Annotated in this window: 20 protein-coding genes; 9 read left to right on the forward strand and 11 right to left on the reverse strand. The window is 62.5% G+C overall.

What is annotated here, in order from left to right:
* Both panB and ACLBKR_RS10310 read left to right on the forward strand, forming a co-directional pair.
* Entirely contained in the window at positions 1–828 is an 828-nt protein-coding gene (panB, locus tag ACLBKR_RS10305; protein WP_113466307.1) for a 3-methyl-2-oxobutanoate hydroxymethyltransferase, read from the forward strand.
* 79 nt (positions 829–907) lie between these two features.
* The gene (locus tag ACLBKR_RS10310; RefSeq protein ID WP_113466308.1) at positions 908–1,777 is read left to right on the forward strand and encodes an aldose 1-epimerase family protein; all 870 of its coding nucleotides are present in this window, start codon (positions 908–910) and stop codon (positions 1,775–1,777) included.
* 9 nt (positions 1,778–1,786) lie between these two features.
* Here ACLBKR_RS10310 and ACLBKR_RS10315 read toward each other — a convergent pair whose 3' ends face one another.
* Positions 1,787–2,035: a DUF2164 domain-containing protein gene (locus ACLBKR_RS10315; RefSeq protein WP_113466309.1), complete on the reverse strand. Its 249-nt coding sequence runs from the start codon at positions 2,033–2,035 to the stop codon at positions 1,787–1,789.
* 146 nt (positions 2,036–2,181) lie between these two features.
* Here ACLBKR_RS10315 and ACLBKR_RS10320 point away from each other — a divergent pair, with 146 nt between their 5' ends.
* Positions 2,182–2,895, forward strand: coding sequence for an AzlC family ABC transporter permease (locus tag ACLBKR_RS10320; protein WP_113466310.1), 714 nt, complete (start codon positions 2,182–2,184; stop codon positions 2,893–2,895).
* Positions 2,892–3,203, forward strand: coding sequence for an AzlD domain-containing protein (locus tag ACLBKR_RS10325; RefSeq protein ID WP_112828046.1), 312 nt, complete (start codon positions 2,892–2,894; stop codon positions 3,201–3,203). The genes ACLBKR_RS10320 and ACLBKR_RS10325 overlap by 4 nt, the downstream gene beginning before the upstream one ends.
* Positions 3,204–3,231: 28 nt before the next feature.
* On the opposite strand, the gene ACLBKR_RS10330 is transcribed toward ACLBKR_RS10325, so the two are convergent.
* Positions 3,232–5,073, reverse strand: coding sequence for an aminopeptidase P family protein (locus ACLBKR_RS10330; RefSeq protein ID WP_113466311.1), 1,842 nt, complete (start codon positions 5,071–5,073; stop codon positions 3,232–3,234).
* Between the two features lie 286 nt (positions 5,074–5,359).
* Between ACLBKR_RS10330 and ACLBKR_RS10335 the strand changes: the two genes are divergently transcribed.
* On the forward strand, positions 5,360–5,533 hold the full coding sequence (locus ACLBKR_RS10335) for a hypothetical protein (protein WP_414901676.1): 174 nt from the start codon (positions 5,360–5,362) through the stop codon (positions 5,531–5,533).
* Between the two features lie 219 nt (positions 5,534–5,752).
* On the opposite strand, the gene ACLBKR_RS10340 is transcribed toward ACLBKR_RS10335, so the two are convergent.
* Together ACLBKR_RS10340 and ACLBKR_RS10345 are read right to left on the reverse strand one after the other, a co-directional pair.
* Positions 5,753–6,643 (reverse strand): 50S ribosomal protein L11 methyltransferase, encoded by an 891-nt coding sequence (locus tag ACLBKR_RS10340; RefSeq protein WP_112828044.1) that lies wholly within the window; start codon positions 6,641–6,643, stop codon positions 5,753–5,755.
* A 117-nt stretch (positions 6,644–6,760) separates the two neighbouring features.
* Complete coding sequence (locus ACLBKR_RS10345; RefSeq protein WP_113447280.1) at positions 6,761–7,360, reverse strand: SCO family protein; 600 nt, start codon at positions 7,358–7,360, stop codon at positions 6,761–6,763.
* A gap of 456 nt (positions 7,361–7,816) precedes the next feature.
* Between ACLBKR_RS10345 and ACLBKR_RS10350 the strand changes: the two genes are divergently transcribed.
* The 3 genes from ACLBKR_RS10350 (at position 7,817) to ACLBKR_RS10360 (ending at position 11,267) form a co-directional block, all read left to right on the forward strand.
* The gene (locus tag ACLBKR_RS10350) at positions 7,817–8,605 is read left to right on the forward strand and encodes a DUF2189 domain-containing protein (RefSeq protein WP_113447279.1); all 789 of its coding nucleotides are present in this window, start codon (positions 7,817–7,819) and stop codon (positions 8,603–8,605) included.
* A 230-nt stretch (positions 8,606–8,835) separates the two neighbouring features.
* On the forward strand, positions 8,836–10,800 hold the full coding sequence (locus ACLBKR_RS10355; RefSeq protein WP_112828041.1) for a methyl-accepting chemotaxis protein: 1,965 nt from the start codon (positions 8,836–8,838) through the stop codon (positions 10,798–10,800).
* Positions 10,801–10,802: 2 nt separating this feature from the next.
* Positions 10,803–11,267, forward strand: coding sequence for a chemotaxis protein CheW (locus tag ACLBKR_RS10360; RefSeq protein ID WP_099058254.1), 465 nt, complete (start codon positions 10,803–10,805; stop codon positions 11,265–11,267).
* Between the two features lie 477 nt (positions 11,268–11,744).
* Here the strand turns inward: ACLBKR_RS10360 and ACLBKR_RS10365 are convergent, their stop codons facing one another.
* Positions 11,745–12,236 (reverse strand): CreA family protein, encoded by a 492-nt coding sequence (locus ACLBKR_RS10365; RefSeq protein ID WP_113447278.1) that lies wholly within the window; start codon positions 12,234–12,236, stop codon positions 11,745–11,747.
* A 49-nt stretch (positions 12,237–12,285) separates the two neighbouring features.
* Positions 12,286–12,921: a 3'-5' exonuclease gene (locus ACLBKR_RS10370; protein WP_113447277.1), complete on the reverse strand. Its 636-nt coding sequence runs from the start codon at positions 12,919–12,921 to the stop codon at positions 12,286–12,288.
* 234 nt (positions 12,922–13,155) lie between these two features.
* Here ACLBKR_RS10370 and ACLBKR_RS10375 point away from each other — a divergent pair, with 234 nt between their 5' ends.
* Positions 13,156–15,207, forward strand: coding sequence for a DEAD/DEAH box helicase (locus ACLBKR_RS10375; RefSeq protein WP_113447276.1), 2,052 nt, complete (start codon positions 13,156–13,158; stop codon positions 15,205–15,207).
* Positions 15,208–15,240: 33 nt separating this feature from the next.
* Here ACLBKR_RS10375 and ACLBKR_RS10380 read toward each other — a convergent pair whose 3' ends face one another.
* The 5 genes from ACLBKR_RS10380 to ACLBKR_RS10400 all read right to left on the reverse strand — a co-directional run bounded on the left by ACLBKR_RS10380 (position 15,241) and on the right by ACLBKR_RS10400 (position 22,404).
* Positions 15,241–16,221, reverse strand: a complete 981-nt coding sequence (locus ACLBKR_RS10380; RefSeq protein WP_113447275.1) for an NAD-dependent epimerase/dehydratase family protein — start codon at positions 16,219–16,221, stop codon at positions 15,241–15,243.
* 78 nt (positions 16,222–16,299) lie between these two features.
* Positions 16,300–17,463: a glycosyltransferase family 4 protein gene (locus ACLBKR_RS10385; protein WP_414901682.1), complete on the reverse strand. Its 1,164-nt coding sequence runs from the start codon at positions 17,461–17,463 to the stop codon at positions 16,300–16,302.
* Positions 17,464–17,748: 285 nt separating this feature from the next.
* Positions 17,749–19,908 carry an NAD-dependent DNA ligase LigA gene (ligA, locus tag ACLBKR_RS10390; protein ID WP_113447273.1) on the reverse strand — a complete coding sequence of 720 codons (2,160 nt, stop codon included), beginning with the start codon at positions 19,906–19,908 and terminating at the stop codon, positions 17,749–17,751.
* A 65-nt stretch (positions 19,909–19,973) separates the two neighbouring features.
* Entirely contained in the window at positions 19,974–20,777 is an 804-nt protein-coding gene (locus ACLBKR_RS10395) for an endonuclease/exonuclease/phosphatase family protein (protein WP_113339049.1), read from the reverse strand.
* Between the two features lie 178 nt (positions 20,778–20,955).
* Positions 20,956–22,404, reverse strand: a complete 1,449-nt coding sequence (locus ACLBKR_RS10400) for a phospholipase D-like domain-containing protein (RefSeq protein WP_113447272.1) — start codon at positions 22,402–22,404, stop codon at positions 20,956–20,958.
* Positions 22,405–22,430: the final 26 nt, after the last annotated feature.

Genomic DNA, 22,430 nt, shown 5'->3' on the forward strand with positions numbered 1-22,430 from the left:
ATGAGCACACCACCCCGCCAGAAGCGTCTTACCCCGGCAGACATCGCCGCGCTCAAGGGCAATCGGCCCGTCGTGTCGCTGACCGCCTATACGACGCCCATGGCGCGCCTGCTCGATCCCCACTGCGATTTCCTGCTGGTCGGCGACAGCCTCGGCATGGTTCTCTACGGTATGGATACGACGGTCGGCGTCACCATGGAAATGATGATTGCCCATGGCCAGGCCGTCATGCGGGGCGTCTCCCGCGCCTGCGTCATCATCGACATGCCATTCGGCTCCTACCAGGAATCGAAGGAACAGGCCTTCCGCTCGGCCGCCCGCATCATGAAGGAAACCGGCTGCGACGGCGTGAAGCTGGAAGGCGGCGCGGAAATGGCCGAGACCGTAGCCTTCCTCGTCGACCGCGGCGTGCCGGTGCTCGGCCATGTCGGGTTGATGCCACAGCAGGTGAACACCGCCGGCGGCTATCGCTCAAAGGGCCATAGCGACAAGGAAGCGGAAAAAATCCGCCGCGACGCCCGCGCCATCGACGAAGCCGGCGCCTTCGCCATGGTCATCGAAGGCACGGTCGAACCGCTTGCCCGCGAGATCAGCGCCGCGGTATCCGCCACCACGATTGGCATAGGCGCATCCCCCGCCTGTGACGGCCAGATCCTCGTTTCCGACGACATGCTGGGCCTTTTCAATGACTTCAAGCCGCGCTTCGTCAAGCACTATGCCGAACTTGCCGAGGTGATTTCGAAGGCCGCTGCGGATTATGCCGGCGAAGTCCGGGCGCGCACCTTCCCCGGCCCGGAGCACACCTTCCAGCCGCGTCCGAAAAGCTGACCGCTCCGGCGGTTTCCGCGATTGAAACCTCCGGGCGTCCGCTCTTATGGTACGCCAACGGGAATCGAAGGGACCAGCCATGCCGGAAATCGTCAGGATCGCCAATGACCGTCTTGCCGTCGAGGTTTCCTCTCTCGGCGCGGAGATGCAGTCGCTGTCCTCCTCCGATGGCCGTTCATGGCTCTGGACCGGTGACGCCGCCTGGTGGTCGGGACGCTCGCCCATTCTCTTTCCGATTGTCGGAAAAGCGCCCGGCAATAGGTTGACCGTTGACGGACGGCAGATGGAGATGGCGCAGCACGGCTTTGCCCGTCGCAGCGAATTCGCGCTCGCCAGCCGGACCGAAACGAGTTGTTCGCACCGGCTCGCGGCAACGGATGCAACACGGGCCGTCTACCCCTTCGAGTTCGCGCTGACGCTCACCCACTCTCTCGACGGCGACACCCTTACCGTCACCGCTGAGGTGGACAACCTCGACGAAAAGCCCCTGCCCTTCGGACTGGGCTTTCACCCCGCCTTCCTCTGGCCGCTTCCCGATGGTGACGGCAAGCCGCATGTGGTCGAACTCGAAAACGGGGCAGAGCCGCCGCTTGCAAGACTTGAGGATGGGCTCCTCCGCCCGGAGCGCCTTGCCTCGCCCTTCGCGGCAGGCAAGCTCCAGGTTTCCTCCGAAATGTTCGCGGATGACGCGATGATTTTCCTGGAAGGGGCCGGAACAGCGCTCACCTATGGCGTCGATGGCGGTGCGGTCCTTCGCTTCCGCTTCGAGAACCTGCCGAACCTTGCCCTTTGGAGCAAACCCGGTGCACCTTTCCTTTGTGTCGAGCCCTGGCACGGCACCGCCGCAGCCATGGGCGCGTCAGACGACCTTGCGGCACGGCCCTTCACCACGATACTGCCGCCGGGTGAAAAGGCCTGCTTTGCCTTCAGCGTCGAAATCCCCGCCTGAGGCGAAGCTTCAAGCTCCGACCGGCCTCTCCATCTGATAGATCGCATCGCCAAGGCTCTCGACCTGCCGTGCGAGCAGCGCCTGCGCGTCATGCAGGCCGCGATTGTAGAGAAGCGCGCCAATGGTGCCTGCCATGAACGCGATCAGGTTTTCCGCCTCGAAACGGCCGAGTTTCAGGTCGTATTCCGTGTCGATATGCTTCTGCACGGCTTTCACCAGCACCGCCAGCTGCTCGGGAGAAAAATCGGGCTTGGCCATGGCCGCCGTTCCTTTCGTTCAAGAAATCCCTGCCGACATCCGCGAGGTTGCGGTCGCGATCAATTCCGCGCGATCAGCCATCACGCGAATTGGTTTGTATATCAAAGCCTTTTGCGACAGTGAGAGGCAGACCACAATAGAGACGAATGATGCGAAGCGACTTTATCGAGGGCATGCGCGGCAGCATGCCGATCCTTTTTTCCACCATGCCCTTTGCGGCGCTCTTCGGTGCGGTCGCGGTCGCCAACGGCCAGACGGTTGCCGAGGCGACACTGATGAGCGCCAGCGTCTTCGCCGGCGCAAGCCAGCTCGTCGGCATCGAGTTGTTCGGCCATTCCGTGCCGCTCTGGGTGATCGTACTGTCGATCCTCGCCGTCAACTTCCGCCACGTGCTCTATTCGGCCGCCATCGCGCCCTTCGTCAGCCACTTCACGCTGGCGCAGAAAGCCGCAAGCTTTTTCCTTCTAACCGACCCGCAATTTGCCGAAACGCTGACGCGCGGTGAAACCAGCCGTCCCGTGACCTTCGCCTGGTACATGGGATTTGCGATGACGATCTACATTCCCTGGGTCGCCATGACCACGGTCGGCGGGCTGCTCGGCAGAGTAATGGGCGAGCCGGCCAATTGGGGCATCGACGTCCTGCTGCCGATCTATTTCATGGGTCTCGTGCTGGGCTTCCGCAAACGCAGCAACTTCCTTTTGATCGTCGCGGTTAGCGCCGTGGTCTCCATCGCCGCCCAGAAGCTCGTCGGCTCGCCTTGGCACGTCAGCATCGGCGCCATCGCCGGCGTGGTGCTCGCCGCACTGCTGCCGCCGAAGAAGACCGGAAATGTCGCGGAGAAGGAGGCTGTCCGATGAGCACGCTCCTGACGCCCTACATGACGCTGCTGATCGCGGCAGCCGCCATAGCCACCTTTCTCACCCGCATCGCCGGCTACATCCTGGTAAAACGGCTGAAAACCATGCCACCACGATTGGAGGCGGCCCTGAACGCGGTTCCCGCCGCCGTTCTGACAACCCTGGTCGCCCCCGCCTTCTTTTCCGGCGGGCTCGACGTCAAGGTCGCGATGGCGGCTTCGCTGCTGATCGGGCTGCGCTACTCGGCGATCCCGATGCTCGCCGGCGGCTGGCTCGTGGTGATGGCGGCGCGTCAGTTCCTGATGTGACGCGCGCACCCGGATTGAAACGACCGGATCAGGCCTCGCCGCGGAAGGGTGCGGTCGCCCGCTCCAGCCATTCCCGCGCCTTGGGATCATGGATCAGCGGCATCAGTTCCTCGCGAGTCTTTTCGTGATAGGCATCGAGCCAGCGCAGTTCCTCGTCGGTCAGGAGATCCGTGTCGACGAGGTATTTGTCGATGGGCACGAAAGTCAGCGTCTCGAAGGAGAGCATCGGCTGATCGCCGCCCTCGACGGGTTCCGCCTCGCGCACATAGACGAGGTTTTCGATGCGGATGCCGAAATGACCGGGACGATAGTAGCCGGGTTCGTTGGAGAGGATCATGCCCGGCAGCAGTTCCTGCGTTGAAAGGCGCGAAATGCGCTGCGGTCCTTCATGCACGGAGAGATAGGAACCGACCCCGTGCCCCGTGCCGTGGGCGAAATCCGCTCCCGCCTTCCACAGCGCGATACGGGCCAGAGGATCGAGATCGCAGCCTCTCGTTCCCTTCGGAAAACGCGCGGTGCTGATCGCAATCATGCCCTTCAGCACAAGGGTAAAGAACCGCCGCTGCTCGTCCGGCACCGGACCGATCGCGACGGTGCGGGTGATATCCGTGGTTCCGTTCACATATTGCGCGCCGGAATCGATCAGGAACATCTCTCCCGACTTGAGCGGCCGGTCGGTCTCCGTCGTCACCCGGTAGTGAATGATCGCGGCATGTTCGCCGGCGCCGGAAATCGTGTCGAAGGAGATATCCTTGAGCGGGTTCTGCATCCGCTCGCCGACCCGCGCCCGCGCCTCTTCCAGCGCCTTCGTCGCAGCGATCTCGGTAACCGTGCCGGGGTGCTGCCCGTCCAGCCAGGAGAGGAATTCGGTTACCGCCACGCCGTCCTGCAGATGCGCCGCCGCCGAGCCGTTCAGTTCGACGCTGTTCTTGGTCGCCCTCGGAATCCTCACCGGGTCCGCGCCCTCGACGACATTGCCGCCGTGAAGGCGGATGAGTTCCACCAGCGCGAAGGGCGCGAGATCCGGATCGACGAGAATGCTGGCGCCCTTGGCGGAAAGCTGCGCCAGGCGGCCGGTCAGAAGCTCCGGATCGACCTGCTCGCAAAGCTGGCCGAGATAGGCCTCCGCCTCGATGCCGGTCTTGCGCTTGTCGAGAAAAAGCTCCGCCTTCCCGTCGGCATGGATGATGGCGCGCGCCAGGGGATGGGGCGTATGCGGCACATCCGAACCGCGAATGTTGAATATCCACGCGACCGAGGATGGATCGGTAATCAGTACCGCGGCGAGCCCGCGCTCCTTCAGATCCATGGCGATCTTGGCGATCTTGTCGCGCGCCAGCGAGCCGGCATAGGCAATGGTCTGTATCGTGACAGTGCCAAGCGGTTCCTCCGGTCGGTCCTCCCAGATCGCATCAACGGGATTGCGGGTGAGCATGACAACGGCGCCCTCCTTCTCGGCAAGCGCCTTTTCCAGCCGCCGCACCTCCGCCGTCGTGTGCAGCCAGGGGTCGATGCCGAGCTGGAAACCGGCATGTGCATGCCCGCGCAACCATAGGTGCGGCGGTTCGCCGACGAGATCGCCACCGGTGAAGACCGACTGATCGACCTGCTGGGCAAGCTGAGTCGTATAGCGGCCATCGACGAAAACCACCGCCTGCCCCGCCGTCACCAGCGCCTGACCTGCCGAACCGGTGAAACCCGTAAGCCAGGAAAGCCTTTCGGCCGAAGCGGGCACATATTCGCCCTGATATTCGTCGGCGCGAGGCACGAGCAGACCGTCGATGCCGAGGTCGGCGAACTGCGCCCTTAGCGCCTCGATGCGTTCGCGGCCGTATTGCGGAGTGGAGGTGACGTCAAAGGACTGAAACATGGAGAGACTACCTGCCTGAAGGATTCGTGGCTCCGCTTATAGCAAGCCCGGACGCTGCTGCCCATTTCCAACCGTAGGCACACAGCACAGCGAAATGACGCACCGCACCATAAGAACTTCAAAATCGCTCAAATCTGCACAAGAAGACGTCATTTGGATCGTATTTTCGCTCGACCAATGCGAGGAACGCATAGCACCCTTGAGGCAAGCCCACTCACTGCGCCGCATCGCACGAACTATATTCACACCATTGATGGCTCACACAGCGCGACGAAGGAGAGAGATGATGGCAGGTTCATTTTTCCGCAACGCATATCGGCACCTCATCGCTGCTCGTGAGCGGCAAGCGGAGCGCTATGTTACGGGCGCCCTTCTCGGCATGGACGACAAGGCCCTGCAGCAGATGGGCGTCTCGCGCGAAGAACTTCGCCGCAAGGAGCGGCAGCACGCATTTTTCTGAGAACCGGAGACCGCAACGAAAGGCTCTCGGCAATCTGAACGGAAAGTATTCCCGCTTGAGCGATCCTCCCAAGGCTCGCGGGAACGGACCGGCAAGACCGGTCCAGCAAGGCGGCATCGGTGATGCCGCCTTTTTGCTTTTCAATCCCTTGAACTGATCGTCATGCATATATCGCAATGCTGCGATTGCAATATGGCAACTGCCGTCAGTCGGCACCTCTTACCGACGGTGGCTTTCATGCCGCAGATGGATGGTCACCCAACCGTTGCGCCAGATGGTGCGGATATGGGCGAGGCCTGCGCCATTATAGGCGGCCAGCACCTTCCAGCGCTGTTCTGCGAGAATACCTGAAAGAATGACTGACCCGCCGGGCGCCAGATTGGCGACAAGCTGCGGCGCCATCTTCATCAGCGGCCGCGCAAGGATGTTGGCGATAATCAGGTCGAACGGGCCGCGCTCACGAAAAGCGGTCGAATGGAAACCCGGCGCCACGCGGAAATCGATGCCCTCGACGATGCCGTTGCGCCGCGCATTTTCGCGCGCCACCCGGATGGCGATCGGATCGATATCGGTTGCCAGCACCGGCACCGGCAGAAGTTTGCGCACAGCGATGGCAAGCACGCCGCTGCCCGTACCGAGATCGAGCGCATTGGCGACCGGCCTCGAGCGGGTAACATCCTCGATCACCTCAAGGCAGCCCGCAGTCGTGCCGTGATGACCGGTCCCGAACGCCTGCCCGGCGTCGATTTCGATCGCCACATCGTTCGGCTGCACCTTGTCGCGGTCATGCGAACCGTGAACGAGAAAGCGCCCTGCCCTGACTGGCGTCAGCCCTTCCAAGGACTTGGCGATCCAGTCGATGTCGGGAATGACTTCACGCTCGACCGGAAGATCGGGAAACTCCTCCGCCAGCAGGGCGACGACACGCTCGTTCACCTCGGCTTCCTCGTCGGCCATCAGATAGACGGAGGCCTGCCAGACATCGTTCTTCTCGTCGATCTCGGTCGTGGCGATCGCATAGTCCTCTTCGCCGAAGGCGAAGCTCATGAGGTCGAGGATACGATTTGCCTGCTGCTCGGTGGTGGTGACGAAAAGACGGATTTCGCTCACGATCGATGGTCCTGTGCCATTGGGAAGGGTATCGCGCGGAAAACGCGCGGCGCTCGCGTCTGCGCTACACCGTCGTCCCACATATGGCAACCTTCAAGGGCGCGGAAAGCAGGCCGGTCAGCCCTTCGCCAGATTTTCGAGCTTCTTGACGGCCGTGTCAGGGTTCTCGCCATAGGCAATGGTACCGACGAATCTTCCCTCGGCATCCAGCAGGAAAACCGAGGCCGTGTGGTCCATGGTGTAGTCGCCGTTCGGGTCCTTCTCGTCGAGGGGTACCTTGCGCGCATAAACGCGGAACCCCTTGATGACCTCCGCGACCTTATCCGGCGCGCCGGCGATGCCGGTCACTCGGTCGGTCACGTTGGAGATGTAAGAACCGAGGATCTCCGGGGTGTCGCGCTCGGGATCGACGGTAACGAAATAGGCCTGCAGCTTGTTTTTATCCGGGTCGACCTTGGCGAGCCAGCCATCGAGCTCAAACAGCGTCGTCGGGCAAACCTCCGGACAATGGGTAAAGCCGAAGAAAAGCGCTGTCGGCTTGCCGCGGAAGGCCTGTTCCGTGATCGGCTTGCCGTTCTGGTCGATCAGTTCGAACGGAACGCCGAACGGCGCCTCCGTCATCTTTGTCGTCGACTGGGTAACGGCAAGCGTCAGCCATCCGAGAACGCCGGCCATGACCAGAACGCCGGCCCAGAGGAAAATCCGCAACGTCTTCATCTATTCCATCCTCGCGACCCGCCTTCGGGCGGCCGTCCGCATTTTCCAATGCCGATACGCTGCCGGCGCGAGAAGCGCAAATCAACTGGACGTCAAAAAGCCGGGGCGCGCCATTTTGTCTCGGCTGCCGACCGCCCGTCCGGACAGGTGCCAATCAGAAACAGATGGAAAGGCCGCTCTCGGAGAGTGCAAGGATGATAGCCGCTCCGTGCTGCAGCCAGCCGGCGAAAACAAGCGCGAGAACAACCGACGACGCGGCCGCAAGAGCGGCAGCGAGCGCGAGGCGGGATGTTCTGGAGGCGATATGGTCCATAAACGGGTTTATAATATTCCTCCGCCCCGTGCGAAAGCACAAAGTTTCTCGGCCGGCTTGCAGAAAATGGATGAAATGGAGAGCGGAACCTGCGAGGCTCACCGCGTGATCGCTGTGGCGACCGTGAGTCTTGGGAGGGGCGAATGGGAGAGCAGACATTACAGGCGGTTCCTCAGACGAAGCTGCGGATCAACCGGCTGACAGTCGGTGACGTGCAGGCAGCGCTACGGCAGGGTATCGACGATTTCCGCCGTTATCCCGTGTTCGGGCTGTTCTTCGGCGGCATCTATGCGCTTGGCGGCGCCTTCATTCTGGCGATGCTGGTCTATTATCACATGCCCTGGATGATAATACCCGTGGCGATCGGCTTTCCGCTGATCGGGCCCTTCGTTGCCGTCGGCCTCTACGAGATCAGCCGGCGCCACCATCGACACGAACCCGTCACGTGGCGCGGCGTCCTGGCCGAAGTTTTCCGCCAGCGCGAACGCCAGCTTTCCTGGATGGCCTTCGCCGTTCTGTTCATCTTCTGGATCTGGATCTACCAGGTGAGATTGCTTCTCGCCCTTTTCCTCGGTTTCAAGATACCCGCTGAACTCGGCGCATTCTTCACCCTTGTGACCACGACACCCGAAGGTATCCTCTTCCTGATCGTGGGCACGGCCGTCGGCGCGGTGCTTGCAACCGTTCTCTTCGCCGCGACAGTCATTTCCATGCCTTTGCTGCTGGATTACGACCTCGACTTCGTCACAGCAATGATAACCAGCGCCCGGGTCGTATTGGAGAACCCGCTCCCCATGCTCGGCTTCGGCGCGATCATCGCGGTTTCGGCGATTCTTGCAATGCTGCCGGTTTTTCTGGGACTGTTCGTTGTCCTGCCCGTTCTCGGGCACGCGACGTGGCACGTCTATCGACGGGCGATCTCCGCCACCTGAACCGGGGCCGACCGTGAAATCAGGCCTTTCAGCCGGAAATCACCGGCAAGGGCCGCCACATTAGGCGTTGTTTAACTAATATTGGCGAATCTTCGGGTTCGCGAGATGACTGCTCAGGTCATTCGGACATCACGTCCACCGGGATATGCAATCTCCTCCTCGGGTCTCAGCATGCAGGAACGACATCGCGGACGAAACCGATCCGCGACAGCCGGATTTCGGGGAGGCGCATGCTGGAGTTCATATCGGGAACACGCCTGTCGGTTCGCCAGCGTTTGATGACGCTCGGCGCAGCGGCGGTTTTTGGGATAGGTTCTATGCTGGCCGTCGGCTGGTGGGAAAACACCAGCGTCGACACGGCCTTGCGGCGCTCAGTCGCCCTTTCGGCCGACCTCGAGCGCCTCAACGAGATGCGGCTCGCGAATACGCATCTGACCCTTGCGGCAATGGACACCATCATCGATCGCGGCGAGCGTACTGTTCAGCCGGAGCGGATGGAAATCATTGCGCAGGCCTCGGCAGTCCTCGCGGATGGCGCGGCCACCTTGAAATCCGTCGCCGAGGCCACGGGCAACGCGGCGCTTGTTTCGAACTACGACAAGGACAGGACAGCGCTCGTCCAGGCCATCTCCGTCGACCTCAAGCAACTGGTCGAAAACGGGGCGGCGGAAGAGGCTTATGCCCACATCGACGATGTGATCGACGAAGCGGGGGAACGCCTCGGCAAGACGCTCGACGATCTGTCGGAGGCCACCGCCAACGCGGTTGAGGATCGTGTCGCGCAGGCGACCGAACGGACAAGCTCCTCCCTTCACAGCCAGCTTATCCTCGGGCTTTTGGCCTTTCTCAGCGTTTGCACGCTGCAGATCGTGCACGGCAATGCCATCGTCAATGGAATTCGCGCGGTACGCGGCGCGATGCAGCGCATCGTCGACGGCGACCTGACAACCGCGGTGGATGCAGTCGAGCGCAGGGACGAGATCGGGGACATGGCCCGCGCGGCCGACGTTTTCCGCAAGGCGGCGATCGACAAGCAGGAACTTGAGACATCCGCCGAACAGACCCGGAAGCAAAACGATGCCGAGCGCGAAAGCCGCGCAGCGGCAATGGCGTCCGACAGCCGCGCGATCAAGCAGGCCGTGGACCAGCTCGCCCTTGGCCTCAACCGGCTGTCCGAAGGCGATCTCTCCGTTAGCATCGGCGAACCCTTCCATGGCGATCTCGACCGCCTGCGCCTCGACTTCAACCAGGTGGCCAGCCATCTCCAGCGCGTGATGTCCGAGATTGCGGCCAACAGTGCGTCGATCCGGGCTAACAGCCAGCAGATGCGCAGCGCCGCTGACGATCTCGCCCGGCGCACCGAGCAACAGGCGGCTTCGCTCGAACAGACCTCCGCTGCCCTCGATGAAATCACCTCCACCGTTCACAACGCCACCGAACGCGCCGAAGAGGCGAGTCAGATGGTCGACCATGCCAAGGACTATGCGGAAAAATCCGGCGCGGTCGTCAACGACGCCATGGCCGCCATGGAGCGCATCGAGGATGCGACCGGCGAGATCGGCAAGATCATCAATGTGGTCGATGAAATCGCCTTCCAGACGAACCTTCTGGCGCTGAACGCCGGCGTCGAGGCAGCTCGTGCCGGTGATGCCGGCAAGGGTTTCGCCGTCGTGGCACAGGAGGTTCGCGCGCTGGCCGGCCGTGCAGCCGAGGCCGCCCGCGACATCAAGAACCTCGTCGGCCGGTCGAGCACCGAGGTCAAGACCGGTGTCGAACTGGTGACGGCAACAGGCCAAGCCCTGCATCGGATCGGCGAGGACGTGCACCGCATCAACGAGCATGTGAAGGCTATCTTCACCTCCGCCCGCGAACAGTCGGTGGGTCTGAGCGAGATCAACTCCGCCGTCAGCCAGATGGACCAGGTGACCCAGCAGAACGCCGCCATGGTCGAACAGACCAATGCAGCCAGCCACACGCTTGCCGGCGACGCGGAAAACCTTTCGCGTCTCGTCAGCCAGTTCAACATGGGCGGAGAGGCGAGCCTCGTTTCCGCCAAGCCCGCGACGGTCACCGCCGCCGCGGTTCCGCAACCGTCCCCCGCGCGCAATCTGGTCGCCAGGGTCGCGGGGACATTCAACCGCAGCACCGCCGCATCCAGCCAGACCGCGGCCGCCGAAAACTGGGAAGAGTTCTGACCATGAGCAATGCCATCAAGCAGTCCGGGGCCTACCTCGAAATCGTATCCTTTCACCTGGGCGACCAGGAATTCTGCATCGATATCATGGCGATCCGCGAAATTCGCGGTTGGGCGCCTGTGACCCCGATGCCCCACACCCCGCCTTACGTGCTCGGCCTCATCAACCTGCGCGGCGCAGTGATCCCGGTCATCGACATGGCCTGCCGCCTCGGCATGAAGATGACGGAACCGTCCGAGCGCGCCGCCATCATCGTCACCGACATCGCCGGCAAGCTGGTCGGCCTGCTGGTCGAGCAGGTTTCCGACATGATGACAATCAAGGCTGAGGACCTGCAGCCTGCTCCGGAAATCATTCCGGAAGAACAGCGCGCCTTCTGCCGCGGCATCGTCGCCCTGGAAAAGTCGATGGTCTGCTTCCTCAACCTCGACACCGTCATCGCCGACGAACTCGCCCAGGCGGCCTGACCGTCGGCCTGATGCGCGCCGCTGTCCCGCGGCTCGCATCGTGTGGCCGTCGCCATCGCGAAACCGCTGCACACTCTTGCGCGATGTGCCTGGAGGCTCTTCCCTCGCCCGCAGTCCCGGCCTCCGGAACTGCGGGTGTTTTCTTGCGCCACCCTTTTCGGAGTTCCGCCAGTTCTTCAATCGTTGCGGGGGATTTCGTTGCGGAAGCTGAAACGAAAAAAAGCTGCGTTCCGGGATGAAGATCATCCGAAACGCAGCTTCTCAACTGGAGTCCGAGAGGCGCAACCTCGCGGTCTGGCAAGACATGAACAGACAACGGTCGAAAAATGGGGTGACACGACCGTCCGCCAATGCCGCCGGAACTTTTGCAAACTGCTCAAGTAAACGGAAGTGACGCCGCTCACAAAAAGCCGGTTCAACCGTCTTTTAAATCGACCATTTTTGGCACAATCATACCGATCCCATCGAAATTAGGGGTTATTGCGGTTTACCTTTGGTCCAGGTGACGGGCTCGTTGAACAAGGGCACCGTCGAAATCGCCATCTTGGCGGAACCGTCGACAACCTGACGCGAATGGATGAGATAGATCAGCGTGTCATTGGCCTTGTCGTAAATTCGGTTGACCACGAGCTGTTTCCAGATGAGGGACATGCCCTCCCGAAACACTTCCTCGCCATCCTTCGACAAGTCGATGTCGCCGATCTCGATCGGCCCGGTCTGGCGGCAGGCGATCGAGTTGTTCGAGGGGTCCTCGAACCAATTGCCCTTCGACAGACGGTCGATGATCGAGCGGTCGAAATAGGTAACGTGGCAGGTCACCCCCTTGATCTTGGGATCGGTAACCGCCTCCACGACGATATCGTTGCCAACCCAGTCGACGCCGACCTTGCCGACCACTTCGGCGGAGGCGGCAGAGGCAAGGGCCGAGAGCAGGATGCCAACGACAAGAATATGGGATCTGAGCGACATGGAAACCTCCGGTCGTGACGCACAATTGAGATAAGCGTGGCACACGGCCTTACAAGACGGAAGCGGCTTTCGGCCTGCGGCGAACGGAACATGCCTCGTAGCCCCCGCGGTAAAGCCGCCCCGGTGCGATACCGAGGCTTGTCGCGAGCTCCCTGATTCCAGCCGCACGCGCCTGTCTGGCCATGGCGATCGCGGCAAGCGCGCAGACATGGGCGTCCTCCGCGGCATTGTGGTGGGAAAAGGTCAGGCCGAGATGTGCGGCGAGCACGTTCAGGCGGTGCGAACCGAGTTCCGGCCAGACGCGCTGCGACAGCTTGACACTACAGATATAGGAAAGCTCCGGATAGGGTTGACGATAGGCATCGAGCGCGGCGCGCCAGACGGAAAAGTCGAAGGCGGCGTTGTGCGCGATCATCAGCGCTCCCTCGAAATCGTCGGCGAATTCCTCCATCACTTCAGGGAATTCGCCGGCATCTTCCACGTCTTCCGGCCGAATGCCGTGAATGGCGACGTTGAATGGCGAGAAGCGCATGGTTTTCGGCCTGATGAGCCGCTCTTCCAACCGTACCACCTCGCCGTTCTCGATGAAGGCAAGCCCGACCGAGCAAGCACTGCCGCGCTCTTCGTTCGCGGTCTCGAAATCGATGGCGATGGCTTTCTCGGCAAGGGGCGATGAATACGGCATCCGACTGGCATAGGCTGCGACAAGGATTCGGGCAACTCGATCCGCTTCCAATTCTGCAAATGCAGGCCTTGGGTGGGGTCTCGGACGCTTTTATAGCCCGTTCCCCCTGTACATCCGGGCCAATGCCTTATAGGAACGGCTGAAATCCGGCCCGCCCCTGGCGGATGCGGCGCGTGAACGCGCCCGAAACGCATCGGCCGGGATGCGCAACACTTACGTTCGAAAGACGGTTCTATGACAGAATTTGACGGCATCGCGCCGCCGATCGCCGAGGCATTGTCGAAACGCGGCTATGCCACCCTCACCCCGGTTCAGCAGGCGATGCTGGACCCGGAGCTTGCCGGCGCCGATGCCTTGGTTTCAGCCCAGACGGGATCCGGCAAGACAGTCGCCTTCGGGCTGGCGCTTGCCCCCACCCTTCTCGACGGCGAGACCCGCTTCGGCCGCACCACAGCACCGCTTGCGCTCGCCATCGCTCCGACGCGCGAACTGGCGCTGCAGGTCAAGCGGGAACTCGAATGGCTCTACGAGATGACCGGTGCGACGATCGCCTCCTGTGTCGGCGGCATGGACATTCGCAATGAACGGCGCGCGCTCGAACGCGGCGCCCACATCGTCGTCGGCACGCCGGGTCGCCTTCGCGACCATATCACCCGCAATTCGCTCGATCTGTCCGGCATCCGCGCCGTGGTGCTGGATGAAGCCGATGAGATGCTCGATCTCGGCTTCCGCGAGGATCTGGAGTTCATCCTCGAATCCGCACCGGAGGATCGCCGGACGCTGATGTTTTCGGCGACCGTGCCGAAGTCGATCGCTGATCTCGCCCGCAACTACCAGCGCGACGCGAAGCGCATTGCCACCGCCGGCGAAAAGAAGCAGCATGTCGATATCGACTACCGCGCGCTCGTCGTCGTGCCCTCCGACAAGGAAAACGCGATCATCAACGTGCTGCGCTATTACGAGGCGCGCAACGCCATCGTGTTCTGCTCGACCCGTGCGGCGGTCAATCACCTGACGTCCCGGCTGCATAATCGCGGCTTCTCCGTCGTTGCGCTTTCGGGCGAGCTTAGCCAGAACGAACGCACCCACGCGCTTCAGGCGATGCGCGACGGCCGCGCCCGGGTCTGCATCGCGACCGACGTCGCCGCCCGCGGCATCGACCTCCCCGGCCTGGAGCTGGTCATCCATGCCGACCTGCCGAGCAATCCGGAAACCCTTCTTCACCGCAGCGGCCGCACCGGCCGCGCCGGCAACAAGGGCGTCTCCGCCCTGATCGTGCCGGCCAGCACTCGCCGCAAGGCGGAGCGCCTGCTGGACAACGCCAAGATCGCCGCGAACTGGGCCAAGCCGCCGTCGGCCGACGAAGTCATCCGGCGCGACGATGAACGCCTTCTGGCCGATCCGCTTTTCCTCGACAAGGCGACGGAAGACGAAGCAGCCACCATCGGCGAATTGCTGGCAAAGCATGGCGCCGAACAGGTGGCTGCCGCTTTCGTCCGGCTCTACCGCAACGGCCGCTCCGCACCGGAAGACCTGATCGACGTCTCCGTGGCTCCCGAGCGCAAGCGCCGCGAACGCGACGGGCAGGACACGCCGCACACGGAACGCAGCGAGTTGCGTCCGCGTGAAAACTTCGGCCCGAGCGTCTGGTTCTCGCTATCGGTCGGCCGGCGTCAGAACGCCGAACCGCGTTGGCTGATCCCCATGCTCTGCCGCCATGGCCAGATCTCCAAGGCGGATATCGGCGCGATCAAGATGCAGCCGGAGGAAACCTTCGTCGAGATCGCCTCCGACAGCGCAGACCACTTCCTCGCGGCGCTCGGCCCCAACAAGACCATCGACCGCGGCATCAGCGTCAAGCCGCTCGACGGTATCCCGGACTTCAATGCACCGCCGAAGGAACGCCCCTTCCGCGAGAAGAGCGAATTCGGCCACAAAAAAACCTATGGCGAAAAGCGCGGCTTCGGCGACAGGAAGCCTTACGGTGATAAGCCCGCCGGCAAACGTCGCTTCGACGACGACATGGTAAAGGCCGATGCCGAGGTTTGGGGCGATGCACCTGCCCGCAAGCCCGAAAGCGACCGCGACTTCGGCAAGAAACCCTTCGGTAAAAAGCCGAAGGCCGCCGGTGCCGGCGACAATCGCAATTGGGACAAGCCCGCCAAGAGCGACTGGGCTGGCAAGCAGGGAAAGCCTGGCGGCAAGTTCAAGGATCGCGGTTTTGACGACCGCACCGGAAACGGCCCCGACCGCAAGCCGAAAAAGAAAAGCCGGCCGAACGGCTGAACACCCGGTGAGCCCGTCCCCTTGCGTTCGGGCTCACGCTGCCTTTCCGGCGGCAAACCTCAGATGCTCCAGCATGCGCGCGATGCCATCCCTGAGGCCGATCGACGGTGAAAGTCCGTATTCGGACTGCAAGCCGGTATCGCCGCAGCGAAAGAAGACGCCCTCCGGCTTGTCGGAAAGACCGGAAACCTTTGGCTGCCATCCGATCTGAAGTGCCACGTCCTCGGCCAGTGCGATGAACGAAGTGGCGACACCCGTCGACAGGTTGAGACTTGCCCCTGAAGGCAGCCGGTCAACGGTTCGCCAGATGAAATCCACGCAATCCGAGATATGGATGAAGTCCCGGCATTGCCGGCCGGAACCCCAGACGAACACCTCGTCCCGCCCTTTTTCTTCCATCAGCCGCTTGCATATCGCTGGAAAGGGATAGGCGAGATCCTGATCCTCGCCATAGCCGCTGAACGGGCGATAGGCGACTGCGCGCCCGCCATAGCGCTCGACATAGAGTTTCATCAGGAACTCGCCCGTAAGCTTCGCCCAGCCGTAACTGAGATCCGGCACGCCGAGCCCATTTTCGAACGAAATCATGTCTTCGCGCAGCATGACATGTCCGGCCGGGCTTTGCAGCGCGACCGGATAGGCGGCACTGGAGCTGAAGAACACAACGCAGCCGGGTCGGGTTTCCGCCGCCCACTTCCACATCTGCGCGTCGATGGAGAGGTCCTCCGCAACGCAAAGGGCCTGCGTCTCCATCATGAGCCTTCCGCCGACCATTGCGGCAAGATGATAGACATAATCGAAACGCTCGGCAGAACGGGCGAAATAATCGCGACAATCCTGGGGGACGAAGGTGAAGTCGCCCTTCGGCGGAAAGGGCCAACGCTCGGGGCGAAGGGCGCCGGTTGCCGGGGCAAGGCTGTCCACGCACACGACATCCATCCCCTCATCCAGAAGCCTGGCGCAGATATGACGTCCAACGAAACCGGCACCGCCGGTGACCAAAGCCCTTGCCATCGTTTCCCTGCCTCCCCGAATACGCCTTCACAACTTTGCCTGATCCGCCCCACCCGGAGGCGCAGCATTGCCGATACATCAGTGGATTGCCCGCATTGCCTCGGGCATGACGCCGGTCTCCTCCCCCGTCTCATCCGCGAACACGCCCCCCTGATAGATCTCGATGAGCCGGCGCCGCCATTCGTCATCTGACGGGGCGATCCGCTTGCCATATTCATAAGCTCCCTCGCTCAGGCGGCGCACGAGGGTGGCGCTGTCCATCATCGCGATCTTCTCGGCAAGCGATGCGGCATTGCCGCTCTCGAAGACCAGCCCGGCGCTGTTGCGCGCCACCTCGTCCGCGATCAGGGCATTGCTGCTGACGATCACCGGAATGCCGCTCATCATCGCCTCGGCAGCCACCAGGCCATAGGGTTCCGGCATCCGCGAGGGCATGATGAAGAACCGTGCTCCGGAGGCGAGCCGATCGACCTCGCTGTCCTCCAGCCAGCCAGGCACGTAACAGTGAGGCAAGACATTCTGAATCTCTTCGAGCAATGGCCCGCGCCCGATCAGGGTCGCGGTCCGGCCGCTTCCGTTCAGCGCTTCCGCCAGCGTGCGCACGCCTTTCTCCCAGGTCATGCGACCGAGAAACAGCGCCCGGTCGTTGTGCCAGGCCCTGACCGGCCCGGCGGTCAGCGGCTTGCAGGGAGTGCGCAGCGTCTGGAAATGCCGCAGCAGACCGCCCCCGAGATGTTTCTCCATGTTCTCATGGGCAAGGATCACCTCCACCCCGTTCCAGAACGCCTCTCCGGCGGAACGCTGGGTCAGCATTCGGCCGACGCGCCACAATTTGTGCAGGTAGCTGCGCTTGTCGCAATTGCTGGAAAGGCAGGACGGCGACATCGGTTCGTATTCACAGACCTCGCCGGTGCGGAAATTCAGGCGGCCGCCGTTCGGACAGGTGAGAAAGAAATCATGCGCGGTCACGATCACCCGGACGCGATGGCGGGCAAGGGCGTGAAAGATGGAAGGGGAAAGGATCTGGGACCAGCCGTGGACATGAACCACGGTCTCCTCATCGCTCGCGGACAACAGGCCGTCCAGCATGGCGTAAGCGCGGATATTGTAGTTCCGGTCGATGACGTCGCGCACCCGGACGCCATCGCGCAGCGGCCTCTCTCCGAGGGCGACGACCGTCGCCTCGGGAAAGCGCGTGCGCACGCCTTCGCCGTCGTCTCCGACAAGGACCGTACAATTCATTCCGGCGGCTATACCCGCCTCGACGCATTGCATCGCGACCTTTGTCGCGCCTCCCAAAACAAACGACACATCATTTATCACAACAAGCCGCATAGCGCCGTGGTCCATTCATCCGGAACCAAACGACGGGGGGTGTCTCGACGCCCCCAGGCTCCCCAGCCGGCCCATCGTTTTCAGCGTCAATTGACCTATATTTCGAGGGGGTAACGCAATTTATCCTTTTGAGTTATTCCACCTGTTTTTCCGGTCATGCGCAATGCAGAACGTGTGTCTACGCGGCGGGGTTCAACCGCCGATCAGGGCCAACCACTCGTCCTCGTCCATGACGGTCACGCCGAGCTCGCGGGCCTTGTCGAGCTTGGACCCGGCGCCGGGCCCGGCCACCACGTAGTCCGTCTTCTTCGAAACAGAACCCGCCACCTTTGCACCTAGGCTCTCCGCCCTCGCCTTCGCTTCGTCGCGCGTGAACTTTTCGAGCGAGCCGGTGAACACAACGGTCTTGCCGGCAACGGGACTGCCGCTCGTGGCAGGCGCTTCCGCATCGAGCGGCCGAACCTCCTGCAGGAGCCGCTCGACGACCGTCATGTTGCGCGGCTCCTTGAAGAACTCAACGATCGAGGCGGCGACGACCTCGCCGATACCATCGATGGCATTGAGTTCGTTCCAGGCATCGCCATGCATCGGAGCCGCGGCCGTCATGCCCTCGGCAAAGGCAGAATAGGACCCGTAGGAACGAGCGAGTAGCTTGGCGGTGGTCTCACCCACATGGCGAATACCGAGCGCGAAGATCAGCCTGTGAAGCGCGATTTCGCGGCGCGCATCGATGGCATCGAACAGCTTGCGCACGCTCACACGGCCGAAGCCCTCGATATTTTCGAGCTTGGTAAGCGGTGAAGCCTCCTGCCGGCTGCGCAACGTGAAGATATCGGGCGCCGTGCGGATCTGGATCGCCGGGTCCTCGCTCTCGAAGAAGAAATCGACCTGCTTCGTCCCCAATCCCTCAATGTCGAAGGCATTGCGCGAGACGAAATGCTTGATGTGCTCCTTCGCCTGCGCGGAGCAGACGAAGCCACCGGTGCAGCGGGTAACGGAATCGAGCTTCCCGGTCTTCTCGTTCAGCTCGCGCACGGCATGGCTGCCGCAGACCGGACATGTCTTGGGGAAGGCATAAGGCACGGCCCCTTCGGGCCTCTTTTCCGGCACGATGTCGAGGACCTGCGGAATAACGTCCCCCGCACGTTGGACGATGACGGTGTCGCCGATGCGGATATCATGGTCGTCCGGACGGATCCGCTCGCCGGAATTGCCGATGCCCTTGATATAATCCTCATTGTGCAGCGTCGCGTTGGTCACCACGACGCCACCCACCGTAATCGGCTCCAGCCGGGCAACGGGCGTAAGCGCGCCGGTGCGTCCGACCTGGATCTCGATGTTCTCGACCGTGGTGAAGGCCTGCTCGGCCGGAAACTTGTGCGCCGTCGCCCACCGGGGCGAACGCGACCGGAAGCCCAGCCGCTCCTGCAGGTCCAGCCGGTCGACCTTGTAGACGACACCATCGATATCGTAGTCGAGATCGGCGCGCATCAGGCCGATCTCCCGGTAATGCGCAAGAATCTCCTCCGTCGAATGAAGCCGCCTCATCAGCGGATTGACCGGGAAACCCCACATGCGGAACATCTCGACCATGCCCATCTGCGTGTCGGCCGGCATGGCGGACATGTCGCCCCAGGCATAGGCGAAGAATTTCAGTTTGCGGCTCTCCGTCACCTTCGGGTCGAGCTGGCGAAGAGAACCGGAAGCCGTGTTGCGTGGATTGACGTAGGTCTGCTTGCCTTCTGCCTCCATCTGCGCGTTGAGCGCCAGGAAATCGCTCTTTGCCATATAGACCTCACCGCGCACCTCGACGACATCGGGCGCACCCGGCGGCAATTGGCGCGGGATTTCCCTGATGGTGAGAATATTCGCGGTGACATTCTCACCCGTGGTACCGTCCCCGCGGGTTGCGGCCGTTACGAGCCGGCCGCCTTCATAGCGGATCGACATGGAGAGACCGTCGATTTTCGGCTCGGCGGTGAACGCGATGGAATTGTCCGGCAGCCGCCCGAGGAAGCGGTAGACGGAAGCGATGAAATCGGCGACGTCCTCGTCGGAAAAGGTGTTGTCGAGCGACAGCATCGGACGGGCATGGACGATCGGCGCGAAGGTCGCCAGCGGCGTGGCACCCACCCGCCTCGATGGGCTGTCGGCACGCACGAGTGCGGGAAAACGGGCCTCGATGGCATCGTTCCGCCGCTTCAGCGCATCGTAATCGGCGTCGGAAATCTCCGGCTGGTCCTTGCCGTGATAGAGAGCATCGTGGCGGGCGATTTCCGCAGACAGTCGCGCCAGTTCGGCAACGGCCTGCTCCTCGGTCAGATCAGCGACTGCGACGATATCCTTTGCCATGGCCATGCTCCGAAAATTGACGCCTTCGGTATTAGCCTAAATTGACGGAATGAAAAGCGGGGGCGTCACACCCCGTCGAGATCGAGCCGCGCGGTCAGCGGCAGGTGGTCAGACGCCAGACGGGCAAGCGGCGTGTCGTGCACGGCAAGCTCGGCAATGAGGCCGGCGCGATTCGCCATGATCCGGTCAAGGGAAAGCACCGGCAGCCGGGCGGGAAAACTCGGGATCGCCGGCGGCAGCGGACCGAACACCGATTCGAGGCGGGTGAGCGCCGAACCCGGGCCAAGCCGCCATTCGTTGAAATCGCCCATCAGCAGGGTCGGCCGCTCCTCCCGGCCGTCCATGATATCGAGGATGACGTCCGCCTGCTGGCGGCGCGCCCAGCGCAGAAGGCCGAGATGCGCGGCAATCACCCGCAATCCCTCGCCCCGCGCGAGATCGATCTCCGCGACGAGCGCGCCCCGCGGCTCCAGCCCCGGCAGCGCCACCTGATGCACGTCCCGGACCACCCCCTCCTTGAACAGCAGCACATTGCCGCGCCAGCCATGGGATTTCGGTTTCGACAGGACCGGGACAGGCATCAGACCCGTCTCCAGCCGAAGCCGCGGCAGATCGAGAAGGCCGGACCTTTCGCCGAAACGCTGGTCGGCCTCCTGCAGCGCGATCACGTCCGGGTCAATCTCGCTGATAACCTCGATGATCCGCTCGGGATTGAAGCGTCCGTCGGTGCCGACGCATTTGTGAACGTTGTAGGAGGCGACCACCAGCGACCCGTCCCGCGCGTCGAAAGGCCGAACAACCGCCCGGTTTGCGCGATTGCGGATCGAAGCGAGCATTGTCCTGGCGAGATTGCCTTTGGTCTTCGTCATCTCGTTACCATGCGACTGTCGGGCACGATGCCCGGTCCTGCCTGACCGAGGCGACCGGACGTCGGCACCGTTGCCCGGCGCTTACGGCCCCAATGTGAAATGCGGGATACCGCACCGCAACAGCAAATACACGGCAGCGGCAAATTTCCGCAGTTTTTCAGAACCTCCGACATCTGCCTCAGAGATAGGGAGAACCGAGCCAGAGAATACGATCGAAGAAACGCAGCAGGAACGGTCGTGATCCCAGGACTTCGAAGGAAAGTGATTCCGCGCCGTCCAGCGCTGCATCGATACGGGCATCGATGGCTGCGGCAAAGTCCCGATCGAAGACCTCCATGTCGATCTCGAAGTTCAACCGCAGGGAGCGCGAATCGAGATTCGAGGAACCGATGAAGGACCATTGGCCGTCCACCGTCAGCAGTTTCGAATGGTCGAACGGCCCCGGAGCACGATAGATTCGACAGCCGTCCTTGAGGATCTGCCCGAACTGCGAGGTCATCGCATGACTGACGATCGCCAGATTGTTCTGTGAAGGCACGACGATTTCGACCAACACTCCGCGCCGCGCCGCCGTGACGAGAGCCGCAAGCAGGATGTTATCAGGAAGAAAATAGGGCGACATGATGCGGATCGATTTTTCCGCGACAGAAAAGGCGCCCATCAGGATCTTGTGATTGGTTTCGATGTGGCTGTCCGGACCGGATATCACGGTCCGCGCGAAAGCCGGTCCACCCGGCACGGCATCATCGACCGCTAACTGCCACGCGACGCCCGTCAGCACCTCGCCGGTCTCAAAGTGGAGGTCTTCCGCCGCCACGGCGAAGATGTCCGACACGATCGGCCCCGTGACCCTGAAATGGGTGTCGCGCGCGGCATCCTCGCCATCGAAGGCGGCACGGATATTCATGCCGCCCATGAAGGCGACCTTGCCGTCGACCACCATGATCTTGCGGTGGGTGCGCAGGTTCGCATAGGGCAGCCGCATGCCGACGATGACCTTGCCGTTGAACGCGGCGACGGGAACTCCGCGCTCCCTGAGGTAACCGAGGATACTCGGGACGCTGTAACGGGCGCCGACGGCGTCGACCAGCACCCGAACCTCCACACCGCGCCCGACCGCTGCCGCAAGACAATCGGCAACCCGTTTTCCGATACGGTCACGGTCGAAGATGTAGGTCTCCAGGATGACGCTCCTCTCTGCCCCGTCGATCGCCGCGCAGAGCGCCGCGTAAGTCTCGCGGCCTGAGCCCAGAACTTCGATCCGATTGCCGGACAGGAGCGCATGATGGCCGACGGTATCGCCAAGCGATTTCAGCGCCCCCATGCGGCTACCGAAATCCCGGGTGATGGCCTCGCGCGGCACGCCGTATTCGGAAAGCCGCTTCCAGAGTTCCTCGAAACGCCGCGTGCGGCGAGAAATCAGCGATTTGCGGCGCACCCGGTTGATGCCGGCGACCGCATAGATGAGCGTTCCGATCAGAGGAGAAAGAAGAATAATGCCAACCCAGCCGATGGCTGAGCGGACATCCCGCTTGGTCATCGCGGCATGCACGGCGGCCACCGTCCCCAGCACAATGGAAAGAACGGCAAGGATTTCAGCCCAGTAGGTCGCAAAAACGCCTGTCATCGTGCCCCGAGGGAAACAGGTTTCGG

It is taken from the genome of Paenirhizobium cremeum (genome assembly GCF_047553425.1).
GTDB lineage: Bacteria > Pseudomonadota > Alphaproteobacteria > Rhizobiales > Rhizobiaceae > Allorhizobium > Allorhizobium cremeum.

Coding starts and splice junctions, on each gene's coding strand:
- panB (WP_113466307.1), top strand. CDS start 1: ATGAGCACACCACCCCGCCAGAAGCGTCTTACCCCGGCAGACATCGCC.
- ACLBKR_RS10310 (WP_113466308.1), top strand. CDS start 908: ATGCCGGAAATCGTCAGGATCGCCAATGACCGTCTTGCCGTCGAGGTT.
- ACLBKR_RS10315 (WP_113466309.1), bottom strand. CDS start 2,035: ATGGCCAAGCCCGATTTTTCTCCCGAGCAGCTGGCGGTGCTGGTGAAA.
- ACLBKR_RS10320 (WP_113466310.1), top strand. CDS start 2,182: ATGATGCGAAGCGACTTTATCGAGGGCATGCGCGGCAGCATGCCGATC.
- ACLBKR_RS10325 (WP_112828046.1), top strand. CDS start 2,892: ATGAGCACGCTCCTGACGCCCTACATGACGCTGCTGATCGCGGCAGCC.
- ACLBKR_RS10330 (WP_113466311.1), bottom strand. CDS start 5,073: ATGTTTCAGTCCTTTGACGTCACCTCCACTCCGCAATACGGCCGCGAA.
- ACLBKR_RS10335 (WP_414901676.1), top strand. CDS start 5,360: ATGGCAGGTTCATTTTTCCGCAACGCATATCGGCACCTCATCGCTGCT.
- ACLBKR_RS10345 (WP_113447280.1), bottom strand. CDS start 7,360: ATGAAGACGTTGCGGATTTTCCTCTGGGCCGGCGTTCTGGTCATGGCC.
- ACLBKR_RS10350 (WP_113447279.1), top strand. CDS start 7,817: ATGGGAGAGCAGACATTACAGGCGGTTCCTCAGACGAAGCTGCGGATC.
- ACLBKR_RS10355 (WP_112828041.1), top strand. CDS start 8,836: ATGCTGGAGTTCATATCGGGAACACGCCTGTCGGTTCGCCAGCGTTTG.
- ACLBKR_RS10360 (WP_099058254.1), top strand. CDS start 10,803: ATGAGCAATGCCATCAAGCAGTCCGGGGCCTACCTCGAAATCGTATCC.
- ACLBKR_RS10365 (WP_113447278.1), bottom strand. CDS start 12,236: ATGTCGCTCAGATCCCATATTCTTGTCGTTGGCATCCTGCTCTCGGCC.
- ACLBKR_RS10370 (WP_113447277.1), bottom strand. CDS start 12,921: ATGCCGTATTCATCGCCCCTTGCCGAGAAAGCCATCGCCATCGATTTC.
- ACLBKR_RS10375 (WP_113447276.1), top strand. CDS start 13,156: ATGACAGAATTTGACGGCATCGCGCCGCCGATCGCCGAGGCATTGTCG.
- ACLBKR_RS10380 (WP_113447275.1), bottom strand. CDS start 16,221: ATGGCAAGGGCTTTGGTCACCGGCGGTGCCGGTTTCGTTGGACGTCAT.
- ACLBKR_RS10385 (WP_414901682.1), bottom strand. CDS start 17,463: ATGAATTGTACGGTCCTTGTCGGAGACGACGGCGAAGGCGTGCGCACG.
- ligA (WP_113447273.1), bottom strand. CDS start 19,908: ATGGCAAAGGATATCGTCGCAGTCGCTGATCTGACCGAGGAGCAGGCC.
- ACLBKR_RS10395 (WP_113339049.1), bottom strand. CDS start 20,777: ATGACGAAGACCAAAGGCAATCTCGCCAGGACAATGCTCGCTTCGATC.
- ACLBKR_RS10400 (WP_113447272.1), bottom strand. CDS start 22,404: ATGACAGGCGTTTTTGCGACCTACTGGGCTGAAATCCTTGCCGTTCTT.